22 protein-coding genes are annotated in these 22511 nt (G+C 41.9%); 16 read left to right on the top strand and 6 right to left on the bottom strand.

What is annotated here, in order from left to right:
• Window positions 1-70 precede the first annotated feature (70 nt).
• The 3 genes from B4N43_RS01490 to B4N43_RS01500 all read left to right on the top strand — a co-directional run bounded on the left by B4N43_RS01490 (window position 71) and on the right by B4N43_RS01500 (window position 1625).
• Entirely contained in the window at window positions 71-460 is a 390-nt protein-coding gene (locus B4N43_RS01490) for a DoxX family protein (RefSeq protein ID WP_153846683.1), read from the top strand.
• A 260-nt stretch (window positions 461-720) separates the two neighbouring features.
• Window positions 721-972, top strand: a complete 252-nt coding sequence (locus B4N43_RS01495; RefSeq protein WP_153846684.1) for an FUSC family protein — start codon at window positions 721-723, stop codon at window positions 970-972.
• A 98-nt stretch (window positions 973-1070) separates the two neighbouring features.
• Window positions 1071-1625 (top strand): hypothetical protein, encoded by a 555-nt coding sequence (locus B4N43_RS01500; protein WP_286732414.1) that lies wholly within the window; start codon window positions 1071-1073, stop codon window positions 1623-1625.
• Between the two features lie 96 nt (window positions 1626-1721).
• Here B4N43_RS01500 and B4N43_RS01505 read toward each other — a convergent pair whose 3' ends face one another.
• Window positions 1722-2111, bottom strand: coding sequence for a VOC family protein (locus B4N43_RS01505; RefSeq protein ID WP_286732416.1), 390 nt, complete (start codon window positions 2109-2111; stop codon window positions 1722-1724).
• 75 nt (window positions 2112-2186) lie between these two features.
• On the opposite strand from B4N43_RS01505, the gene B4N43_RS01510 reads away from it, so the two are divergent.
• Together B4N43_RS01510 and B4N43_RS01515 are read left to right on the top strand one after the other, a co-directional pair.
• Window positions 2187-3356, top strand: a complete 1170-nt coding sequence (locus tag B4N43_RS01510) for an MFS transporter (protein ID WP_286732418.1) — start codon at window positions 2187-2189, stop codon at window positions 3354-3356.
• A gap of 4 nt (window positions 3357-3360) precedes the next feature.
• On the top strand, window positions 3361-4110 hold the full coding sequence (locus B4N43_RS01515) for a DeoR/GlpR family DNA-binding transcription regulator (RefSeq protein ID WP_286732420.1): 750 nt from the start codon (window positions 3361-3363) through the stop codon (window positions 4108-4110).
• A 169-nt stretch (window positions 4111-4279) separates the two neighbouring features.
• Here the strand turns inward: B4N43_RS01515 and cobA are convergent, their stop codons facing one another.
• Entirely contained in the window at window positions 4280-5041 is a 762-nt protein-coding gene (gene cobA / locus B4N43_RS01520; protein ID WP_070567494.1) for a uroporphyrinogen-III C-methyltransferase, read from the bottom strand.
• 200 nt (window positions 5042-5241) lie between these two features.
• On the opposite strand from cobA, the gene nirB reads away from it, so the two are divergent.
• Genes nirB through B4N43_RS01540 form a run of 4 tightly spaced genes read left to right on the top strand, consistent with a single transcriptional unit; the run spans window position 5242 to window position 9416 of the window.
• Window positions 5242-7758, top strand: coding sequence for a nitrite reductase large subunit NirB (gene nirB, locus B4N43_RS01525; RefSeq protein ID WP_088160604.1), 2517 nt, complete (start codon window positions 5242-5244; stop codon window positions 7756-7758).
• Between the two features lie 43 nt (window positions 7759-7801).
• A complete protein-coding gene (gene nirD, locus B4N43_RS01530) occupies window positions 7802-8149 on the top strand; it encodes a nitrite reductase small subunit NirD (protein WP_070567492.1) in 348 nt (115 codons plus the stop codon).
• Window positions 8150-8195: 46 nt separating this feature from the next.
• Window positions 8196-9008: a formate/nitrite transporter family protein gene (locus tag B4N43_RS01535; protein ID WP_075991570.1), complete on the top strand. Its 813-nt coding sequence runs from the start codon at window positions 8196-8198 to the stop codon at window positions 9006-9008.
• A gap of 6 nt (window positions 9009-9014) precedes the next feature.
• On the top strand, window positions 9015-9416 hold the full coding sequence (locus B4N43_RS01540) for a hypothetical protein (RefSeq protein WP_286732422.1): 402 nt from the start codon (window positions 9015-9017) through the stop codon (window positions 9414-9416).
• 49 nt (window positions 9417-9465) lie between these two features.
• Here the strand turns inward: B4N43_RS01540 and B4N43_RS01545 are convergent, their stop codons facing one another.
• Together B4N43_RS01545 and B4N43_RS01550 are read right to left on the bottom strand one after the other, a co-directional pair.
• Window positions 9466-10176 (bottom strand): Crp/Fnr family transcriptional regulator, encoded by a 711-nt coding sequence (locus tag B4N43_RS01545; protein ID WP_286732424.1) that lies wholly within the window; start codon window positions 10174-10176, stop codon window positions 9466-9468.
• 380 nt (window positions 10177-10556) lie between these two features.
• A complete protein-coding gene (locus B4N43_RS01550) occupies window positions 10557-11111 on the bottom strand; it encodes an SMI1/KNR4 family protein (RefSeq protein WP_286732425.1) in 555 nt (184 codons plus the stop codon).
• A 233-nt stretch (window positions 11112-11344) separates the two neighbouring features.
• On the opposite strand from B4N43_RS01550, the gene B4N43_RS01555 reads away from it, so the two are divergent.
• A complete protein-coding gene (locus tag B4N43_RS01555; protein WP_286732427.1) occupies window positions 11345-11869 on the top strand; it encodes a hypothetical protein in 525 nt (174 codons plus the stop codon).
• A gap of 11 nt (window positions 11870-11880) precedes the next feature.
• On the opposite strand, the gene B4N43_RS01560 is transcribed toward B4N43_RS01555, so the two are convergent.
• On the bottom strand, window positions 11881-12795 hold the full coding sequence (locus B4N43_RS01560) for a helix-turn-helix domain-containing protein (protein ID WP_286732429.1): 915 nt from the start codon (window positions 12793-12795) through the stop codon (window positions 11881-11883).
• 74 nt (window positions 12796-12869) lie between these two features.
• Complete coding sequence (locus B4N43_RS01565) at window positions 12870-13718, bottom strand: SDR family NAD(P)-dependent oxidoreductase (RefSeq protein WP_286732431.1); 849 nt, start codon at window positions 13716-13718, stop codon at window positions 12870-12872.
• 216 nt (window positions 13719-13934) lie between these two features.
• Between B4N43_RS01565 and B4N43_RS01570 the strand changes: the two genes are divergently transcribed.
• The 6 genes from B4N43_RS01570 to B4N43_RS01595 all read left to right on the top strand — a co-directional run bounded on the left by B4N43_RS01570 (window position 13935) and on the right by B4N43_RS01595 (window position 22430).
• On the top strand, window positions 13935-14486 hold the full coding sequence (locus B4N43_RS01570) for a hypothetical protein (protein ID WP_248933254.1): 552 nt from the start codon (window positions 13935-13937) through the stop codon (window positions 14484-14486).
• A gap of 269 nt (window positions 14487-14755) precedes the next feature.
• Window positions 14756-15217: a redoxin domain-containing protein gene (locus B4N43_RS01575; RefSeq protein ID WP_286732434.1), complete on the top strand. Its 462-nt coding sequence runs from the start codon at window positions 14756-14758 to the stop codon at window positions 15215-15217.
• Window positions 15218-15219: 2 nt separating this feature from the next.
• A complete protein-coding gene (locus tag B4N43_RS01580; RefSeq protein ID WP_070567469.1) occupies window positions 15220-15729 on the top strand; it encodes a DsbA family protein in 510 nt (169 codons plus the stop codon).
• Between the two features lie 235 nt (window positions 15730-15964).
• Window positions 15965-16789, top strand: a complete 825-nt coding sequence (locus tag B4N43_RS01585) for an alpha/beta fold hydrolase (protein ID WP_286732436.1) — start codon at window positions 15965-15967, stop codon at window positions 16787-16789.
• A 625-nt stretch (window positions 16790-17414) separates the two neighbouring features.
• Entirely contained in the window at window positions 17415-20651 is a 3237-nt protein-coding gene (locus tag B4N43_RS01590) for a SusC/RagA family TonB-linked outer membrane protein (protein ID WP_145329223.1), read from the top strand.
• 12 nt (window positions 20652-20663) lie between these two features.
• Entirely contained in the window at window positions 20664-22430 is a 1767-nt protein-coding gene (locus B4N43_RS01595; protein ID WP_070567448.1) for a RagB/SusD family nutrient uptake outer membrane protein, read from the top strand.
• The last annotated feature ends 81 nt before the right edge of the window (window positions 22431-22511 follow it).

Below are 22511 nucleotides of genomic sequence, written 5' to 3' on the forward strand. Positions count from 1 at the left end.
TAGTTTTAGGGGAGCAGCATACGTTGGACAAACTATTTCGAGTGGAATGATGTCCTCTAAGTAAAAGATTATGAATAATTCACCTATGCAGAAGATTGCACGAGTTGGTCTAGGTACCTTTTTGGTGGTAGCCGGTATTGGACATCTGTCCTTCGCCCGCAAGGAATTTCAGGCTCAGGTGCCGGACTGGGTTCCGATCTCCAAAGATGATACTGTTGTATATTCCGGTATTGCGGAAATTGCTTTGGGTGCTACACTGATTTTCGCACCTGCTAAACAGCGATCGAACGTTGGAAAAATCGCAGCAGCGTTTTTTGCAGCTGTGTTTCCCGGAAATATTGCTCAATATAAAGACCATCGCGACGGCTTTGGATTGGATACGGATGGAAAGCGGCTTGCCCGTTTATTTTTTCAGCCTATATTGGTTGCATGGGCTTTGAAAAGTACATGCAAGAGCTGATTGGGTGAAGACTGGTTGAACAGAAGTTGATACAAAATTGTAAAAAACAAACCATATGTCTGCGGCTGTTGTCCTATAGGTATCCATGTAAGGAGTAACTTAGTTAAAAGGTCGGGTGTTCCATTTTCATCCGACCTTTTTTATTTTTTTGCGCTATTCTTTTGCTAATTTCCAACCTTTTATGTTTTTTTATTGCTCATTTAAATAATTATATTCGCATCAAACATATAAAATAACTAACCTATAAAAGTACAGACCAGATGGAAGAAAAGAAATTAAATGAACTGAGCAATGAAGAGTTGTTGGTTCTCAAAAAGAAAGCTAAACCCACGAAAATAATCAATGCATCAATTATTGGCTTTTGTTTGGGGATCGCTGCCTATAGTATATTCGTAGCCGGTTTAACCTGGCCTACAATTTTCCCATTGATATTGGCCATTTTGTTCTTTAAATATTTTGGAAAAAATGAGAAAGCACTAGATGCGGAGTTGAAAGCCCGAAATCTGAAATAGAAAAAGAAAACCATTGCAGCTGCGCTGTTGTTTATTTTAAAAAACAGCTTAAGATGAGAAGGGAACAAATAGAAGCATGGGTAGCGCAAGGTTACAATGTGCTGGAGCACAGGAAGCCCAAAGTTGTACAGGGCGATGTATGGGCGTATCTCAATCAGTGTGACGGCCATGGTACCGATGTATATGCGCTTTCTGAATTGGAGGAATGGTCGGATAGGGAACTTGCAGAAATGGAGCTGAAAAAATATGCCGATCAGTACGGACAGATGGGCGAGAAGCTGTTTCTGCGAAATGAAGCAATCCGAAATAAAGAATTTGGTAAGTATGAAGCCTTCCTGTTGCTTTTTTTTCCGGACAGTGTCGAAAAAGAGCTGGAGGAAGCCCGGTTTTTGGCAGAGCGTGTGAAACGTGTTAGCAAGGAAGAAATGGAAAAATGGACGCTGGCCCACACAGTTAATGTACTGATATCTGATCTTCACTGCTTGGACTATGGAGCCATTATGAGCGGGATGGTGATGCCATCCGAAGATGTGGTCACTTATACCGACGACGGGCTCAGTGATACCATTGATTGCCATGTTACGCCGATGGAGTTTTTCGCTCATACCAACCATGACTATTACTGGATCGATCCTGTCATAAGAAAATCCTAATGGAAGCCCTTATTAGAGCCTTTTAGGCTTACTTTTCATGCAGAATAAGGTAAAGCATCCTGATAGTGTCCGGGATGCTTTACTTTTTTGAACTATTTAAGCTACAATTTCTATCGGATTTCCCTCCGGATCAAGCACGACACTTTCATAATAACCATCCCCCGTAGTACGCGGCTCGCTTTCGACGATATAACCATCCGACCGTAATTGCTCGGTCAGATTATCGACAGCATCCTTTCCACCGACGCTAATGGCCTGATGGGTATAGCCTTTGTTCAGGCTCCTATCAGCCGCGGCAGTAGTAATATCAATACGATTCATAATCTCCAAACGTGCGCCGGATTCGCGGAATTTAAGGAAGTAGGATGAAAACCCCTTCTTCGGGTTATGGTACTTTTCTCCGCTTACAGTACCAAAGTATTTGGCATAAAAAGCACGTGTTTTCTCAAGATCATCGACCCATAGGGCGAGGTGTTCTATTCGCATGTCAAATCTTTTTGTTTAATTATATTGCAATATTATGCAAATTTGCATAATGTTGCAATATAAAAATTATCAGATATGTTGAACGAATCGATATTAAAGGCTAAGGTAGCGACACAGGTCATGTTTTTGGTATGTGGCCTCGCGTTATCAAGCTGGGCACCGATGGTACCTTTTGCCAAGGATCGTCTTGGTCTGAATGACGGAGAACTGGGGCTTTTACTGCTGTGCTTGGGTGGTGGTGCACTATTAACGATGCCGCTTTCCGGGTTTTTCATCGGGAAAGTTGGGAGCAGACAAGTGATTTTGATTTCAGGTTTGATAGCTGCCGTAGTGCTCCCTGTACTGTTGATGGTAACCAATAGCTACTTGATGGCCTGTGTCCTTTTTATATTTGGCTGTAGTATAGGTAGTATAGATGTGGCCATGAACGCACATGGTGTGCAGGTACAAAATGCAATGGGTAAACCGATAATGTCATCTTTACATGGACTGTTCAGTGTAGGGGGGCTATTTGGATCGATCGGCTTGGGCTTTTTGATAAAGATGGGGTTAATTCCTATTTATGCAGCAGTTACCATAGCTATTCTATTAATACTGCTACTGATCTTACAATATCGAAAGTTGCTGAGCTATCAAAGGGAAAAAGAAATCATTGTCCAGTTTTCTCCTATTGATGAAACTCAGGTTTCAAAAAAGGGATTTCAATGGTTTAGGTGGAGTGTGCTGATACTTGGGCTGATGTGTTTCATTGCCTTTTTGTCTGAGGGAGCGATGTTGGACTGGAGTGCTATTTTCTTGCGGGATCACAAAGGAGTATCTCCTGAGTTTACGGGAATTGGATATGCGGCATTCTCCGTTGCGATGGCGGTCATGAGATTGCAGGGAGACCGATTAGTAAGTAAACTGAATAGTAAGGTTGTGGTGATAGGTGGTAGCTTGTTGGCTTCGTTGGGCATTTTGATCGTCGTGTGTAGTCCTTGGTTATCGCTAACGCTCATTGGATTTGTCCTTTTGGGACTGGGAGCCGCCAATATTGTCCCTGTATTTTTTAGCGAGGGGGGACGGATTGAAGGACTTTCGCCGACGGTAGCCATTCCGGTTATTTCAACAATGGGTTATGCCGGTCAGCTGGCGGGCCCCGCGCTTTTGGGGGCTATTGCGCAGCATTTTTCTTTGATCATTGCTTTCGAAACAATAGCTTTGCTTTTTCTAGTGGTAGCTCTTATCTATAAAATCAGGAAGTAATAGCATGTTAAAAGAAGAACGTTTTGAGATAATCCTCCGCGAATTAGCGGCCCGGAGGAAGGTGAAATTTGAAGAGCTGGCGGTGTTGTTGGCGGTATCGGAAGATACCATCCGCCGCGATATAGACCTTCTCTATCGGAACGGCTTGCTTTCCAAGACCAGAGGTGGTGCTATACTGCGAGAAAAAGATCCACTGACTTTCCAGGATAGGCAATCGTTTCTGACCAAAGAAAAAGATATTATCGCATTAAAAGTACAGCCGTTTCTGAAAGATGGCATGACTCTTTTTGTGGATGGTGGCACCACGACGCGGGCCGTAGTGAATGCTATGCCATTGGATATCCGGATTCGGATGGTTACAAATAATTTTTCCATCGTGCCACTGCTCGAGAAGTTCAAAAATGTAGAACTTATTTTTTTGGGTGGTCATTTTGAACCCGATCTGGCTGTAACTTCAGGCATCACAACCTGTATGGAAGTTGCTAAGTATAATGCCGATATCTTTATCATGGGAACTTGTGCTGTAGATCCTGAGCTCGGTGTTTCGGCGGCGTCAGCTGCAGATGGCGAAACCAAAAAGATGATGGTTCAATGTGCAAAGAAAACAATAGCCTTAGCCAGCCAGAATAAGCTATATCAAGGTGAACTGTTTAGGGTGTGTCCAATAGATTCGCTCACGGCATTGATCACCGACCTGGACTCAAATGATTCCGAATTGAATCTCTTTAGAAATATGGACCTGCAGATTGTCTAGCCAATTGACAGCGACAAATCTGACGAGATTTGGTAGATGATATAAAGCTTCCAAATAATAATAATATTAAAGTCTTCGCAGGTATTGATGACCTTTGTCTGTTTTAGTCCGGCAATAAAGTGGATAATAATAGGCTTTACTTATATTTCAAGTAACGCTATAATCGATCCTAAATAATGCGCCGCTGTTCGGCAGCAACTGTCAATGTTTGCTGCAGATCCACTACGTCGCCGATGATAATGATAGCAGGATGCCCTATCTGATGCTCCTTGCTTATTCTGACGAGATCTTTGACTTTGCAACGCACCTGTCTTTGTTGCGGCAAACTCGCATGTTGTATAATTGCTGCGGCTGTTTCTCCTTTGCTGTGCAAAACATAAGTGCGTGCTATTTCATCGAGCTTACGCATTCCCATATAGATGACTACAGTAGATCTGCTCTGAACTGCCAGGGCCAGATCGGCAGATAGGGATCCGTCCTTTTTCATACCTGTTAATGCCCATACGCCTTCACTTACACCACGATGTGTCAGCGGAATATCATTGAGGCCGGCGCCTTGCATGCTGCTGATGCCCGGAATGTAGGTCATGTTAATTGATCTGTTTTGTACGGTAAGCCATTCTTCAAAGCCGCGCCCAAAAAGATAGGGATCGCCACCTTTAAGCCGTACCACTCTTTCGTATCTTTCGCAATAGTGAAGGATGAGCCTATTGATTTCTTCCTGGGGCACGTATTTTCCGTAAGGATGCTTGCCGACATAGTGTTTTAAACAGTTTTTATCTGCTATTTGAAGGATTTCTTTATTAATTAAGTTGTCATATAAGATCACTTGTGCATTTTCTATTGCTTTATAAGCTTTCAGGGTGAGTAATTCGGGGTCTCCAGGGCCAGATCCTACAATAAATAACGATGTTGTGCTTAATTTTTCCATGTTATTGTTGTTTTTGTTGTTGAATTATATGTAAATCTATTAAAAAATCTGATATAAATCATAAAAACTACAATTATTTATAGTTTTTTATTGAAAAAATATTACTAAAATCATATTTATTTTGATTTTTTAATTTTTTATTGCATAAATTAGTGTTGTTAAAATATTAAATTGAATTTTTATCATAAAAAATAGCAGTTATGGAAAGAAAAAAGGTTGTTATTGTTGGTAATGGTATGGTCGGTAATAAGTTTTGTGAAAAATTAAAGCAGAAAATAAACGATCTGGAAATAATTGTGTTTTCAGAAGAGCCGATACGAGCTTATGATCGTGTTCATTTGACAGATTACTTCAAAATTTCGTCTATTGACGAGCTTTTCTTGTTAAAAAATGAGTGGTATTTGGAAAATAATGTAAAAATTCATTTAGATGATCCAATTGTTGCTGTAAATCGATTAAAAAAAGAAGTGGAATCTCAAAAAGGTATCACAGTCAATTATGACTATCTGGTTTTTGCGACTGGTTCTGCTCCTTTTGTTCCACCGATTCCGGGCATTGAAAAGGAAGGGGTATTTCTATATCGTACCATCGAAGATCTGGATCTGATCAAAGCTTATGCGGCAAAAGCGAAGCGTGGTACAGTAATGGGCGGTGGACTTTTGGGACTCGAAGCTGCGAAAGCAATGGTGGATCTTGGTCTGGAAGAGACTGCCGTGATCGAATTTGCCCAACGCCTGATGCCGCGTCAGATTGATGATAGCGCCAGTATGTTGTTGCAACAAAAGTTGTCAGAACTAGGCTTGACCTGTTTATTGCAAAAGTCGACAAGCCAATTGCTGGGGGATGATCGCCTGACGGGGATTGCTTTTCAGGATGGTTCGTCGATAGAGACGGATTTATTGGTGATTTCAGCAGGTATACGTCCCCGTGATGAGCTGGCCAAGAAAATTGGACTGGATGTTGGTGAAAGGGGCGGAATATTGGTTAATGCGCAGATGCAGACTTCTGATCCTGTAGTTTATGCTATCGGTGAGTGTGCCTTAGTGAATGATATGATCTATGGTCTGGTAGCACCGGGCTATGAAATGGCTGAAATTGCGGCATCTCATATTGTGGGGGAAGAGAAATCCTTTAAGGGATTTGACATGAGCACCAAACTGAAACTGATGGGAGTTGATGTGGCTAGTTTTGGAGACGCTTTTATCAGCGAGCCTTATGCACGCACGATCTTATTGGAGGATCGTAATAAAGGTATTTATAAACGATTGAACGTAAGTAAAGATGGAACGCGTCTGCTGGGTGGGATACTTGTCGGGGAAGCGGCAAGTTACAACATGTTGCTTCAGATGGTCAATAATAGCCTGCCGTTGGCGGAACACCCTGAACTCCTTCTTTTTGGCCAGCAGAGCGAAAGTAAGTCGGCTTCTGCTGGTCTGGAGGCTCTTCCTGATGCGGCATTGATTTGCAGTTGCGAAGGTGTCACTAAAGCACAGATCTGTGATGCTGTGATAACTGGTCATTGTGAAAATGCAGATGCGGTAAAGAAATGTACCAAGGCTGGATCGGGATGTGGCGGCTGCGTGCCGATGGTCAAGGACCTGGTCAATTATACGATGAAACAGCAAGGAAAATATATACGGAGTACCATCTGTGAACATTTCGATCTGAGCCGCCAGGAACTATATGACCTGATCAAGATCCATGAGCTGAAAAGTTACGATCATGTATTGGATGCGCTAGGCCGCGGACATGGCTGCGAAGTCTGTAAACCGTTGGTGTCTTCCTTGCTAGCGAGCCTTTGGAACGAGATGATTCTTGGCAAGGGTAATGATGTGGCTCAGGATAGTAATGACCGTTATTTGGCCAATATACAGAAGGGCGGGACCTATTCAGTTGTTCCGCGCATTCCGGGAGGTGAAATTACCCCAGATAAACTGATTGTTATCGGGGAAGTCGCTAAGAAGTACAGCCTATACACAAAAATTACGGGCGGACAGCGCATTGACCTATTTGGTGCACATCTCAATGATCTGCCGTTTATCTGGGAAGAACTTATTGCTGCCGGCTTTGAAAGCGGACATGCTTATGGCAAGGCACTACGGACTGTCAAAAGCTGTGTGGGCAGTACCTGGTGTCGGTTTGGGCTGCACGATAGTGTTTCTTTTGCGATACGGATAGAGGAACGTTACCGTGGTCTTCGTGCTCCACATAAGATAAAGTCGGCTGTTAGTGGTTGTATCCGCGAATGTGCCGAGGCGCAGAGTAAGGATTTTGGAATTATTGCGACGGAAAAAGGCTGGAACCTCTATGTGTGCGGTAATGGCGGAAGTAAGCCGCAGCATGCTTTGCTGCTTGCATCGGATATCGATAGTGAAACCTGTATCCGTTACATTGACCGTTTCCTGATGTTTTATATTCGCACTGCCGATCCGCTGACCCGGACTGCTACCTGGCTTAATAAAATGGAAGGTGGAATAGATTATTTAAGGAATGTCGTGGTAGAGGATGGCCTGGGTATGGGGGAGGCCTGGGAGCAGGATATGCAGCTGCTTGTCGATAGTTATCGCTGTGAATGGAAGGTAGCCGTAGAGAATCCGGAAATTCGCAAACGCTTTGTTCACTTTGTAAATGCACCCGAAGAGAAGGATGAAACTGTTCGCTTTGACAGTTTTCGCGGACAGAAAAAAGCTGCTGATTGGAACGTCAGTACTTATTAAATATAATAAATATAAAATCGCTAAACCTTTTAATCGAAATCATATGAATACGCAAATTGACATGAAATGGCTGAAGGCTTGTCGGATAGAAGATGCTATTGAAAATGGTGGAGTCTGTCTTAAATTGAATAACGAACAGGTGGCGCTGTTTTATTTCGCCCGCCGCAATGAGTGGTATGCCACACAAAATGAATGTCCGCACAAACGGCAGATGATTTTAAGCCGCGGCATGCTGGGCTCTTTGGGTGAAACGCCTAAAGTCGCCTGTCCGTTCCATAAGAAAACCTTTGCGTTGGATACAGGTGAATGTCTTTCGGGTGATGAATGTGCCATTAAGACTTATCCTGTGAAGGTGGAAAACGGAAGTGTTTTTATTGGGATGACTGCTTAGGAGAAATAAAATAATTGAATCTAAAACCTTTTAAAACAAAAATACAATGGATTATATTAGCCCTAAAGAGGTAGCTGGTGCCATGATGAACACCGCTATCTACAAATCTTCGCTTCCTGTCAAAGATCTACTGATACGGGGAGCATTGTCAGGTGCCTTATTGGCAATTTCTGTTACACTCGCACTTTTGGCCACTTCGCAGACTGGATTGGGATTAGTCGGTGCATTCGTTTTTCCTGTAGGGTTTGTTATTATCGTCATCCTCGGTTTGGAATTGGTGACAGGCAGCTTCTCTCTCGTGCCTTTAGCCTGGTTTGAAGGTAAAATCAATTTTAAGGCTATGGCCAATAATTTATTCTGGGTTTTTCTAGGCAACTTACTTGGGAGTGTCCTGTTTGCGATTTTATTTTGGGCAGCTAGTACAGAAACTGGACATTCGAGCCAGCTCGGAAACATCGAACAGAGCCTGATCCTGATCAGCGAAAAGAAAACGCTTGGATACAGCGCCCATGGTGCAGCAGGCTTGTTTTCGGCCTTTGTTAAAGCTATTTTGTGTAATTGGATGGTCTGTATGGGGGTGGTGATGTCCATGACTTCTAAGTCTACTCTTGGCAAAATACTGGCTGCAGGTATTCCGATCTTTATATTCTTTGCATTAGGCTATGAGCACGCAGTGGTTAATATGTTTGTGATTCCTGCCGGGATGATGTTCGGTGCAAAAGTGACTATCTCCGACTGGTGGCTGTGCAATCAGCTGATTGTAACAGCTGGAAATATTGTCGGCGGATTGCTGTTTACAGGGATGGCTATCTATTATACCTATCATCAAAAAGAAAAAGTGTCGACTTCACAAAACTAGATTTTTATGCATCAGATAAAACAATTATTCATGTTATTTCTATTGCTAGCTATTAGCATGGAGTCTTACAGTCAGGAAAAAACAGTCAAAGGGAGTTTATTTGAGGGAATTGCCGTGGCAGGATATGCTGATCATGGTGCTTATATCAATTGTACTGGACCAGCGGTGAAATATATATTCAGCCCGAAAAGTTGCCTGTTGTTGGGTTTATTGCCGAGTTTAAAACTTAAAGAAGATAAGGTTGAAACAGGGAAGCCAAAGAATTCCTGGGTCACCCCGTCTCTAGGCTTTGGTCTGACGGCCGTATTCCGGCATATTGCTATTCAGCTGCCCGCATTTTACGCGGCGAAAACGGGTACTGCTGATGGCAAGTGGCGTTTGGGGATCGGTTTAGGCTATAAATTTTAGTGTGATGTATTTTTAGGGAAGTATATGGATTGGGGAGTCGTTAGCCGTCTTAGACTGTTTCACTCCCCATATTTTCTTCCGAAAGATCATGCAAAAGCTGGAAGTTTTTAATAAAGATATTTTTTTTGTCCATCGCTATCGCCTCTAGATCGATAAGTTCACCTAGCATGCGGTAGACGGTCTCGTAAGTAGTACCTACATAGGATGAAAGATCTTTTTTACTCAAGGTGAGACCGATATATCCGTCTATGTTTTCCTCGCCAAAAATACGGTAGAGTAACAATAAGCTCCAAGCAAGCCGGTTTTTAACAGGAAGCTGTGTCAGGTTGGTCATTTTTTGCTCAGAAAGATGTAGTTCGTCGGCAAAAAATAACATCAGCCGATAGCTCAATTCGGGATTTATGCGTAGCGTGGACAGAAAAAATGGCAGTTCCACGAAGCAGAGCTGCGTGACATCCAAGGTAGTTGCCGAAATGGGATAGACGGTTTGTTCAGTACTGATACCGCGATGGCCTACGATATCTCCCTTTTTTGCAAAACGAACAATGGTTTCCTTATCCCCAAGATTGCGGTGAACTTTGACAAGTCCAGACTGGACAAAATAAATACCCCGAACCGATTGCCCTTCGGTAATAAACTGCTCGCCTTTTTTCAATCTGATATTTGTTCGGTGCAGGTCGATTTGTCCAAGCCAGTCTTGTAGGACATAACGGCACATAAGGCAGGAGTGGTCGCAAGTATTTACTTTTTTCGATTTCATGAAGGCCTGATTCGTATAACGGACGGTGTGTTATCTGTCCAAAGTTATTATCTATTCGTTTAAATTCCTATTTTACCTTCTATAAAAACAGTATATCTTTTGATTTTAACTTATTAATGTGTGGAACTGGATGAAATTTTGCATCTCCATTATGGTTGGCATCTTGTTGATGCTGTCATTTGAAATCAGCATTTATTGTTTTCTTCGGTTTAGTGTAAAGACCAATAGTATGATGAAGCTAAGGATTTATTTAATTTTTGTTACTCTTTATTGTATGTTGACTCTGTTTTTATCCTGTGGTTCCAAAGAGAAACAGCGGGAAAAGGTATAATAAATTTAAAAATTCATCGAGAGAAAAAAATGAGGGCGATGAGTTTCTGTTAGTCCACCTTAAACCGTTTGGGATATTCGCCTGTGGTATCTAGGCTAAAAAAATCATCGAATTTTTCTTTAGGCGTATGGGCATAATAGTCGTTAAGTAGCCCTAAAAAACCTTCGAGGTTAGGTGCAATAACATTCCGGTCATTGTCTTTATTCCAGTATTCAATCAATTGACCTGCCTGTCCGGTAAAGATGCCACCTAGATCATAGCAGATATAACTTCCACCGCCGTTGTGGAATATAGGGATCCAACGTTCATTCCACCAGTTTTCGATTTCAAAGTCCATACCAATCATATTTGTCAATTCCTGCGCTGTATCCAGCGCCTCTTCTAGTGGGATGAAAGTCGAATTGTTAACAAAGGCTTCATAACTTGTATTGCGCTGCCCATTTTTCCAGCGATAGAGTGCTTTAAGATCATGAGGTATTTCAATATCATATTTCTGTTCAAGGGCCCTAAACTCTTCTGCCGATAACGGGGATTGTAGATCGGTATACAGTTCAGGTCTTAGATTTTGGATATAACTGTCTAATGTCGTTAGCGTCTGTTGCATAATGGTCGATTTTTGATGCATTCCTAAAGTTAGTCATAATTGCCTGAGTATGCGAATTATCATGTGCACTAAGGATCGTAAGAAAAGTTAAAAATGTTAATAATTATTTAATGGGAATTAGTGTAAATTTATGTCAGCATAAAGCTGTAGCTATGTTCATTATTGGATAAAACGATAGCAGATGTTCAAGTGTTATTTATGCAGGTATCCTTTTTATAATTTACTGAATACGGATGAAAAAGATTGAACTAGTCCCACGTGTTGGGATTCAAATTGAAGGTATTGGTCAGGTTAATCTCGGTGCGGGCAGTGCTGAAGTTCAAAGTGTACTTGGTGCTCCTTCAGATGCACTGGACGACCAATATTATTATGATGAACTCGAATTGAGACTTGATTTTAATGATCAGGGAACATTGGAATTTATAGAAAGCATCAATGGACCCTATCCAGAAAAAACTGAAATCAGTATCTATGGTGTTAATCCGTTTCAGGTCGAAGCGACCGAGCTTGTAAGTATCCTGAGTGATAAAAACGCGGGTGAGGTTGATGATGCCGAAGCGGGATATTGCTATACATTTTTAAATAGCTCTGTTGGTGTCTGGAGACAGATTACTGAAGAGGATGTTCAGGAGGAGATTGAGGAAATCAAAGCCGATGGCGAATACGAAGACAATGCGGATATGCTGTTGGAGGACCTTAAAAAGTCAAAGTTCTTTTGGACGATTGGCATTGGCGTAGCGGGATATTACGCGGAATAAAAATGATTAACCTACTGAAACAGTTGCCTAAATTCCACGGGGCTTTGTTGGGTATTCTTTTTGAAGATCTTACTGAACGACTGTGGATATTCGAACCCCAGTTCATAGGCGATTTCACTGATGGAGAGGGAACTTGTACTTAATCTTAATTTGGCATACTCGATCATTTTATGCTGAATATGCTGCTGGGTGTTTTGTTGTGTGTAGATACGCAGCAAACTGCCCAGATAGTTTGGTGATAAATTGAGCTGCTGCGCCAAAAAGCTGACGGTTGGTACGCCATGCTCCACAAGTATGTGTTGCTGAAACTGTGTTGACAGTATTTGCTCAAACTTGGTGACCAGCTCTTGGGTCGATCGTTTGCGAGTGATAAATTGACGCTCGTAAAATCGTTCGGCGTAAATCAGCAAGCGTTCAATCTGTTTGAGAATGAGTTCACGACTAAATTTATCGATATTAGACTGGTACTCTTTTTCGATATTCTGCAGAATATCGACAATGATGGCTTCTTCTTTGTCTGAAAGAAAAAGGGCTTCATTGACCTGATATTGGAAAAAATCGTAGGAGTGAATATGTTTTGCCAGTTCGCTGTTCCAAAGAAAATCAGGATGGATCAACAGGATCCAGCCGCTGGGTTGCGCCTGTACTTCCTGATTGATCTCCACTTTTAGAAATTGTAAGGGTGAGACAAAGGTGAGTATGCCCGAGTCGAAGTCGTAGTGCTGCTGTCCATAATTGAACCTGGCATTTACATTTCGCTTTAAACCGATCGAATAAAAATGTTGTATCCAATTCAATTTGCGATCATTCACAGGGTAATGTACTTGACTATAATCAACCAGGCTGATCAATGGATGTTCGGGTTTAGGTAGTCCGCAAAAGCTGTGGAATTCCGAAAGGGATTGAAAGCGAAATGTATTCTCCATGTTGTAAATTTACTGAATTTCTAATTTGATTATTGTGAAATATCCTTGGAAGCACCTTATGCTGAACTAAGCTGTTATACGGAATGCTCGAAACCTGTTGACACGGTATAACTTTTCCATTTTTCGATTTCTGCCCTAAGCATGTTGATCTTATTTTTGGCCAGTTCATACGCATCTTCGCCCATTAAAAAATGGACTGGAGGCTGCTCCAGCGTGCTAAGCTCGATTAATAGGGTTGCTGCTTTTTGGGGATCGTTTGCCTGATTCCCGTGGATCTGATGCAGATGGGTGGCTTCGTTTTCTCGGGCAGTTACATAAGCTGCGATCGGATTGGCTGCGGTATGTAAGGATCCTTCAGATAAAAAATCAGTTCTGAAATAGCCGGGATACACCAAGGTCGTGTGTACACCAAAAGGCTCCATTTCGACAGCGAGGGCTTCAGTAAAGCCTGCGACAGCAAATTTGGTGGAGCAATAAACACCAAAAGCTGGGTAATTTCCTGCGAGTCCGCCGATAGATGCTATATTGAAAATATGTCCCGATTGTTGGCGTCGCATATGGGGGGCGATATGCCGGATGGCATTAAGTGATCCAAAGACATTCACTTCAAAGTTGCGACGTGCTTCCAGGTCACTGAGCTCCTCTAGGGTTCCAATTTGGCCATATCCGGCATTGTTGACCAGTACATCAATTCGTCCAAAATAATCAATGGCCGATAGTACTGCCCGGGCAACGTCTTTGTCATCGGTAATGTCTACTTCAAGCGGCAGAAAATTTTCCTGATCACCCATTTCATCTTCTAGGGCCTGTTTTGTTCGTGATGTGGCAACCACAAGATAACCTTGGGCGAGCAATTCTTTAACGAGACTGAGACCTAGCCCCTTGGAAGCGCCAGTGATGAACCATACCTTTTGTGATTTCATGTTTTTCTGTTTTTAAATAAATTGATGATACAAAGGTGGCCAATCGATCGATTTTGGATGTAGGCAGATCAACGGATCTTGTAGTCAGATCGTGGATGATAAACTCTTCAACGATCAAATATGCCTATTCAACGAAATTTCGCTTGCCTTTAGATCATTCTGCCGTACCTTTAAGACAGGAAAGAGTAATGGCGCAACGAATAAAATCAATTTATTATGGAAACTCAAGGTGCTTCTGCGGTAATAATACATCATATTTTGGATGGTAAAATTCTGGAATATGAAAAATGGCTTAACGAGATTACGCCGTTGACCAAACATGCAACAGGTTTTATTGATCTTCAGATCGTGAGGCCTATTCCTAAATTGACATTTGTCTATACAGTCATTATTCGTTTTGACACTGTAGAGAATCTACAAATGTGGTTAGAATCGGAGCAAAGAAAGCTATGGATCGAAAAAGCTGAGCCACTATTTCGTCGTCATGATCGCTATCAGATCCGGTCGGGTTTGGATTTTCTTTTTGAAGCCCCAGAGAATAGTGCAAAAATCCCTCCTCGCTGGAAACAATATCTTGTCACTTGGTCTGCTATTTATCCATTATCAATTTGTATACCCATGTTACTCGTGCCATTATTGCGCGCTTTAAATTTTCCCTTCAATCACTTTTCGGATGCACTCTTGATTTCTGGTACGATTGTGTTTTTGATGGTCTTTGTTGTCATGCCAAAATATACTAAGCTGATTTCTAAATGGCTAAATAAATAGTCTGAAGTTGACTGTGTTGAACGATAATTCTGTCTTTTCGAGGAATCCTAAATCTAAGAAATTTATGATGTATGAGGGGATACCTTAACATGATTTTGGATCGGAAATTCATTCCTCGAGGGGCTTCTGGAAAGTCAGATCTTTATCAAACCTGAAACTAAATAAAACAAATATTGCTGTTCAATACTTTACTTTATGTTATTACAGCTCATATAGATTGACTATTGAACTGAATTATCAAATAATGGTTACATTTTAAAAACATTGCTATGTTAAAAAAAAATGATGTTGCCCCTGATTTTACCTTGTATGCGACCCCCGATCAGAAAATTAGCTTATCAGAATTCAAGGGGCATAATGTGATATTGGCATTTTACCCCGCAGATTGGAGTCCGGTATGCAGCGATCAGATGGCACTATATAATGAAATGCTCAAGTATTTTAAGAAATATGATGCCGAAATTATGGGTATTTCCGTTGACAGCAAATGGTGTCATATGGCGTTCGCTCAGTCCCGAAAACTACATTTTCCACTTCTAGCCGATTTTGAAGCTAAAGGAGATGTCGCCAAAAAATATGGTGTTTATGATGAAGAAGAAGGTGAGTGCAAGCGCGCACTCTTTGTAATTGATAAGGAAGGGGGTATCGCTTGGAGTTATCTATCTCCGACTGCGGTCAATCCAGGTGCAGACGGTATTATCGAAGCATTGGAGAATCTTAAATTAAAATAATTATGTCATTGAAACCGAAGGTCAGCAATGCTGACCATATATTGGGAAATGGCCAGGCCGATCTGACCATTGTTGAATATGGGGATTATCAATGTCCACATTGCGGTGCAGCCCATCCCATAATAAAAGAAATGATGGCCGAACTGGGAAGCCAGATCAGGTTTGTATTCCGCAATTTCCCACTTTCGGAAATGCATCCTTATGCTCAACCCGCAGCATTAGCGGCGGAGGCGGCGGCCTTGCAGGGAAAATTTTGGGAGATGCATGATGCCATTTTTGAAAACCAGAACTTGTTAAGTGCGAGATTACTGTTGGATATCGCCGAGCAACTGGATTTGGATATGTCGAAGTTCAAATCTGATATGCAGGACGAGGCGTTACAGGATCGGGTAGATGGCGATTTTGAAAGTGGTATGCTGAGTGGCGTTAATGGGACACCGACATTTTTTGTCAACGGACAGAAATTTGACGGTGGCGCGGAAGATCTGGTTCAAATATTAGGTGAAAACTGAATATATGATTACTATTTAAATAAAGTTGAGCACACGGCGAGAAGCCTTTTGCAGGAAAATAGAACCTATCTTAAAAAACGGATGAACCGACTGTATAAATAACGATATATCGTTATTTATAAATTTACTTTTTGTTTTATAATGCGTTTAAATACAGTTATATATGTTTGTTGGACTATAAATTGCAATCCAATTAACATATCATGTAAATAATAAAATTCTTAAACTAATCATCATGGCAACATTCAAAGTTCAAGACGGAACAGAAATTTATTACAAAGACTGGGGAACAGGACAACCGATCGTATTTCATCATGGTTGGCCTCTATCCAGCGACGATTGGGACGCGCAGCTGATGTACTTCCTCGAAAAAGGGTACCGTGTGATCGCACACGATCGCCGGGGTCATGGTCGCTCGACACAGACGGCGACAGGAAATGAGATGGATACCTATGCGTCGGATATTGCACAATTGGTAGAAGCATTGGACTTAAAAGATGCCATCCATATTGGCCACTCAACAGGTGGCGGCGAGGTCGTGCGCTACATAACCAATCATGGTACTTCTCGGGTGTCAAAAGCTGTATTGATCAGTGCGGTTACCCCCACAATGGCTAAGAGTGCAACAAACCCTGATGGCGTACCTATGGAGGTCTTTGACGAAATAAGATTGAATACTGCAACACGTAGACAACAGTATTTTCAGGATTTTACCCTCGCTTTTTATGGTTATAACCGCGATGGAGCAAATGTACAACAAGGCGTGATGGATAACTGGTGGCGGCAAGGAATGATGGGCGGTATTAAGGCTCACTATGATTGTATCAAAGCTTTCTCTGAAACTGATTTTACGGAAGAACTTAAAAAAGTCGAGATTCCTGTCTTAGTATTGCATGGTGAAGATGATCAGATCGTACCGATTGATATAACGGGTAGAAGAGCTGCTGAGTTGGTCCAAAATGGCACTTTAATTACCTATCCTGGCTTTCCGCATGGAATGCCTACTACAGAAGCGGAGACCATCAATAAAGATATCCTGGCTTTTATTAGCGAAAAATAAGCGCATACAAAAAAAACGATAACAAAAAGATGCTGCCTTGAAAAAATACTCGAGGCGGCATCTTTTTGTTATGCTATCTTGGGCCTATTTCTATTGGTCACTTCGGCTGGAAGGAAAGTAACAGATGAGCATTGCTATTCCGGCAAATGCAATTGAGCTTAACCCAAGTTCTTTACCTAAATAGGCTCCTGCCAGACAGCCAGCAAAAAATCCAGTATGGCAATGTTATTGTCCGTATTGCCCAAATCGGTGTAAAAAGTTTTTGAAGTATTTCCATCTTTCCAGTGTCTAGCTGTTCATTGAACTAGTTCAAGAAAAACGGGAAAGAAAAAATGTACTAAACAATGGATCTTGCGGAATCCCTTCTCGGTCACTTAGTGTATTTCTGGATTATGAAAAAGGGGACTTTAGGTTTTTGAATTGAATGGATTAAATTTTAGGTGTGTCAATACTTGTTTTTATAATTTATGTTACATAAAAGATAAATTTTGATTATCTAATGGTGTGCTAAACCTGTTTAGGTAGTAATGTTGTTGATATTAATTAAATATTTGTTAACATTACCGTAAATTATAAACCAAGTCAAAGCATCAACTTTGAAGCAAAATTCTAAACCAGACTAAAAATGCAAAAAACATTACTAATCAGTATGGCATTGGGTCTCTCATACCCCACTTGGGCTAATGTAGAGCGCGATTATGTCAAATTGAATCAAGAGGTGCACAGTATTGCAGTTCAATCTACCGTGAAAGGGGTGGTGAAAGACAAAAACGGAACAACCTTGTCCGGAATTACCATTACCAATTTAACCAGCCAAAAAACAACCTCAACGAATGTAGCGGGGCAGTTCACGATTGAAGCCACTATAGGGCAAAGACTCAAATTGACAGGGATAGGCTATAGTGAAAAGATCGTCAGCGTGACGGCAGGGCAGATCGATATCATCATGGAATCTAAAGATACCGAACTGGAGGAAGTTGTGGTGGTCGGTTATGGTACGCAGAAAAAAGTGAATCTTACCGGTGCAGTAGACCAAGTGGGATCGGAAGCTTTTGAGGGACGCGTACTGGGTAATGCAAGCCAGATGCTCCAAGGTGTAATTCCCAACTTGAATGTAACCCCAGCAGATGGTAAGCCCAATCGTGCACCAAGTTTCAATATCCGTGGGACAACTTCCATTGGTCAGGGTGGAAGTGCACTTGTGCTTATTGATGGTGTCGAGGGTGACCTTTCGGCGATCAATCCCAATGATATTGAAAGTGTAACTACACTCAAAGATGCGGCTTCATCTGCGATTTACGGCTCCCGCGGTACCTTCGGGGTAGTTTTGGTTACAACGAAACGTGCCAAGTCCGGAAAAACTTCGATCAACTATTCAGGAAGTGGCTCTTTTCAAAAACCTGTAACCTTGCCTAAATTCGTGACAGATGGTTACGAATATGCTTCGCATTTCTTTACAGCCTATAATGCCTGGAACAATTATTCATCGATTCCGAGCAAGCTCAACAAGACACAGATCTTTACAACAGATTGGCTGGAAGAATTTAAGAGAAGAAAAGAACAGGGCATTACCGAACAGGTCACTGTCGACGATAAAGGTAATTATGTATACTACGGTAATGAAGATTATTACGGTACGTTGATCAAGGACAATACGTTTGTCCAGGATCACAACCTGTCCATCAGTGGTAATTCAGAAAAAATGGATTACTATATTTCTGGACGTGCTTACGACTACAATGGCATGTACCGCTACAACAGTGATAAATATAAGACCTATAATACACGTGCAAAAGCGGGACTTCAGGTCACCGACTGGTTACGGATAAGCAATAACATCGATTTTAATTATGCCAAATACAGAGACCCATCGACTGCTGGCGAAGGTGGAAATATCTGGCGCAATATTGCCGATGAGGGACACCCTTCTTCGCCGATCTTTAACCCTGATGGATCTATGAGCTTCTCTGCAGCCTATACAGTAGGGGATTTTATCTACGGTAAAAATGGTACGAATACAGCAAATCAGGATCTCCGCAACACAACTTCTTTCGAGACTAAGTTTTTCAACAACACGTTCCGCGTTAAAGGGGATCTGACTTTTAGAAATCGCGATTTTAATTCGGTAAGAGTCCGTGTACCTGTTCCGTATAGCACACAGGAGGGAAAGATGTTGCGGTTGGAAACAAGTATGAACGACAATATTTATCAAGTAGACCAACGCTACCGTTACTTGTTTGGAAATCTCTACAGTGAATATGAACGCACAATTGGCGATCATTATTTTAAAGGTTTGCTCGGATACAATTATGAGCAGCGTACCTACAATTCAACCTATATTACCAAAACAGGTCTACTCAATGATGATGTTGAAAATATCAACCTCGCAGTAGGGCAGAATACCACAGCGACAGCGGGATATAACAAGTACCGTAATGTCGGGGTATTTATGCGTGCCAATTATATTTTCAAGGACCGTTACCTTTTTGAATTCAATGGCCGCTACGATGGTTCGTCCAAATTTCCGACAAACCAACGATGGGGACTATTCCCTTCCGCATCCGTAGGCTGGCGTATTTCTGAAGAGCCATTCTTCCAGGTGGACAAAAGAGCACTTTCTGATCTGAAGTTAAGAGCGTCCTATGGTTCATTGGGTAATGGTAATGTCGATCCGTATTCCTATTTGGATATTTACGAGATCAAGATTATGGATCGGGTATTGAACGGACAGAAGCCGGCATATACCTCGGTGCCTAAGGTGATCCCGGATAACTTAACTTGGGAAACAGCGCGCACGGCAAACTTAGGTCTTGATCTATCGTCTTTAAATGGAAAACTGACTTTTACGGGCGATATCTATCAACGCAAGACCTTAAATATGTATACCTTAGGTGTAGCTTTGCCTGACATCTTTGGTGCGGAGTCGCCGAAAGGAAACTATGCTGACATGACCACAAAAGGTTTTGAAGTGAGCTTGACTTATAAGGATAGATTCGATCTGAACGGTAGTCCTTTCAATTGGTCCGTAAGGGGTACTTTGGCTGATTATAGATCCAATATAGACCGTTACGAAAATAAGGAGGGTTTAATCAAAGATGGATCGTATTATGAAGGTCAGCGAATCGGTGAAATATGGGGCTATGTAACGCAGGGTTTATTTCAGAATCAGGCGGAAATTGATGGTGCTGCAAAACAAAAATTGATCAAATCGTCAAACAATGGTACAATATATCCAGGTGACGTACGTTTTGCGGATCTAAATGGTGATGGTGTAATTGATTATGGAAATAATACGATTTATAGCCATGGTGACAGAACTGTAATCGGTAATGCCGATCCACGATATATCTATAGTTTTAACCTTAATCTGGATTGGCAAGGTATTTATTTCTCGTCTTTCTTCCAGGGTGTGGGTAAGCAGAATTGGTACCCGAGCAATGAATCTATTTTTTGGGGACAATACAATCGACCTTACAACAACTTGCCGGAATGGCACCTCAACAATTATTGGACTGAAGACAATCCAAACGGTTATTTTCCTCGTTATGCTGGGTACAATGAATCTATCAAAACAACGCCACAGACAAGATATCTTCAGAACGTTGCCTATATACGGATGAAAAATATACAGATCGGATATAGTTTTCCTAAATCTGTAACCAACAGGTTAAAAATTAGTAGTCTTCGGGCTGGACTTTCGGGCGAAAACTTATGGACCTGGTCGCCTCTTTACAAAAAAACGAAGGATCTCGATGTCGGTAATCTGGGCAAATCTGATCCGGAGATCGGAACGGGTTCTGGCGACGGATTTAACTATCCGATTATGAAGAGTGTTAGTTTTAATTTATCTATTGGCTTATAGTTTTTTATTATCATGAAAAAATTATTTTATATACCTATTGTTGCGCTTTTGTTCTCCTCCTGTGAACTAAACGAGCTGCCGAAGGCAGGTGCCACCGAGGAGGATATCTTCGGGAGCGAAAGTGGATTAAAAAATTACAGCAACTCATTCTATCGGAATATTACCTCTGGTAGTGACGCTTATAAAGGTGACGCTATGGCTGACTATTCGGCCGTAAATAGCCTCAATGATTTTATGGTCGGCGGCGCTTACAGTGCTGAGATCAGTTCGGGGTGGTCCTGGACTACCCTGCGTAATATCAACCAATTGATAGCTAAATGTAATAGTCCCAAATTGAGCGATGCCATCAAAAATAATTATATCGGCTTAGCCCGCTTTTTCAGAGCTTGGTTCTATTATGAGAAAGTAGTTCGTTTTGGCGATGTGCCTTGGGTAGATCACCCTTTGGCTGTTGATGAGACGGATATTCTTAAAGCACCACGGGATTCGCGCGAAGTGGTCATGAAGCACATCATGGAAGATCTGGACTTTGCCTACGCCAATATCACAAATACGGCGGGCGACGGTAGTACGGTTAATAAATGGACAGCACTGGGTTTGAAGACGCGAATCGCGCTGTTCGAAGGAACATTTCGTAAATACCAAAAGCTCAATTTGGCTACACAGCCGGAAGTATTTTTCCAGATGGCGGTAGACGCTGGCAAGATTTTAATGGAAAATGGTCCTTATGGGCTTAATATCTCCGCAGACCCTAAAACATCACAGCGACAGTTGTTTACCAGTAATACTCCAGTGACAAAAGAGGTTATGTTGGCCGTAACTTTCAGTAAAGATCTTGCGCTTTTGAACGACGCCAACTGGTGGTGGACATCAGCAACCTACGGTCCACGTTTAAGTTTGGTAAGGCCTTTTATCAATAGTTTTTTGAATGTTGACGGTACTCCTTATACGGATAGACCGAACTTTCAGACTGAGGAATTCTATGAGGAGTGTCAAAATCGCGACTTGCGCTTGGCGCAGTTGATCCGGACGCCAGGATATTCCCGTAATGGACAGCCTGCTCCCCCAAATTTTGCAAGTTTTACTTATACGGGGTATCAACCGATCAAGTATACTTTAGACGATCCCTATTACGACAATGGCGGTTACAATACTAATGCAGTTCCTTTAATGCGTTATGCTGAAATACTATTAAATTATGCTGAAGCGAAACAGGAACTAGGTACGTTCAATGATGCGGATTGGTCGAAAACTATTGGAGCATTACGTTCAAGGGCAGGAATAACAAGTGGAACGAATACACTGCCAACCAAAGTGGATACCTACTTGAAAAATACCTTCTTCCCCGAAGTCAATAGCCCCGTGCTTTTAGAAATACGTCGGGAAAGACAGGTGGAATTAGCTCTGGAGGGTTTCCGTTTCAATGATTTGAAGCGATGGAAACTTGGACCGCTTATGGCAAATTTGCCTTGGACGGGAATTTATATCCCTGCTTTAGATAAGCTGATTGATATCGACCACAATGGAACTCCAGATGTCGTGTTCTATGATGGAAGTAAATCAGCTCCTTCGATAACTGTTCCTGCAGGAGTAGCCAAGGTGGCTATAGGGGGTAAAAGTACCAATTTCCAGACAATGACTTCGGACAATCACCTGGAATGGTTTAAAGCTGTGAAGCGTACTTGGGATGACAACAACAAGCAATACCTTTACCCAATTCCGTCTGCAGCGATTGTGCTGAACGGAAATCTGACACAAAACCCAGGTTGGAGTAAATAGGAATTTAACCTATTAGTCCCAATAAAAGAAGGCTCCTTGCATTGCAAGGAGCCTCTTTTTACTACTAAGGGTGTATTGTTC

It is taken from the genome of Sphingobacterium sp. UBA1897 (genome assembly GCF_002337775.1).
GTDB classification, from domain to species: domain Bacteria; phylum Bacteroidota; class Bacteroidia; order Sphingobacteriales; family Sphingobacteriaceae; genus Sphingobacterium; species Sphingobacterium siyangense.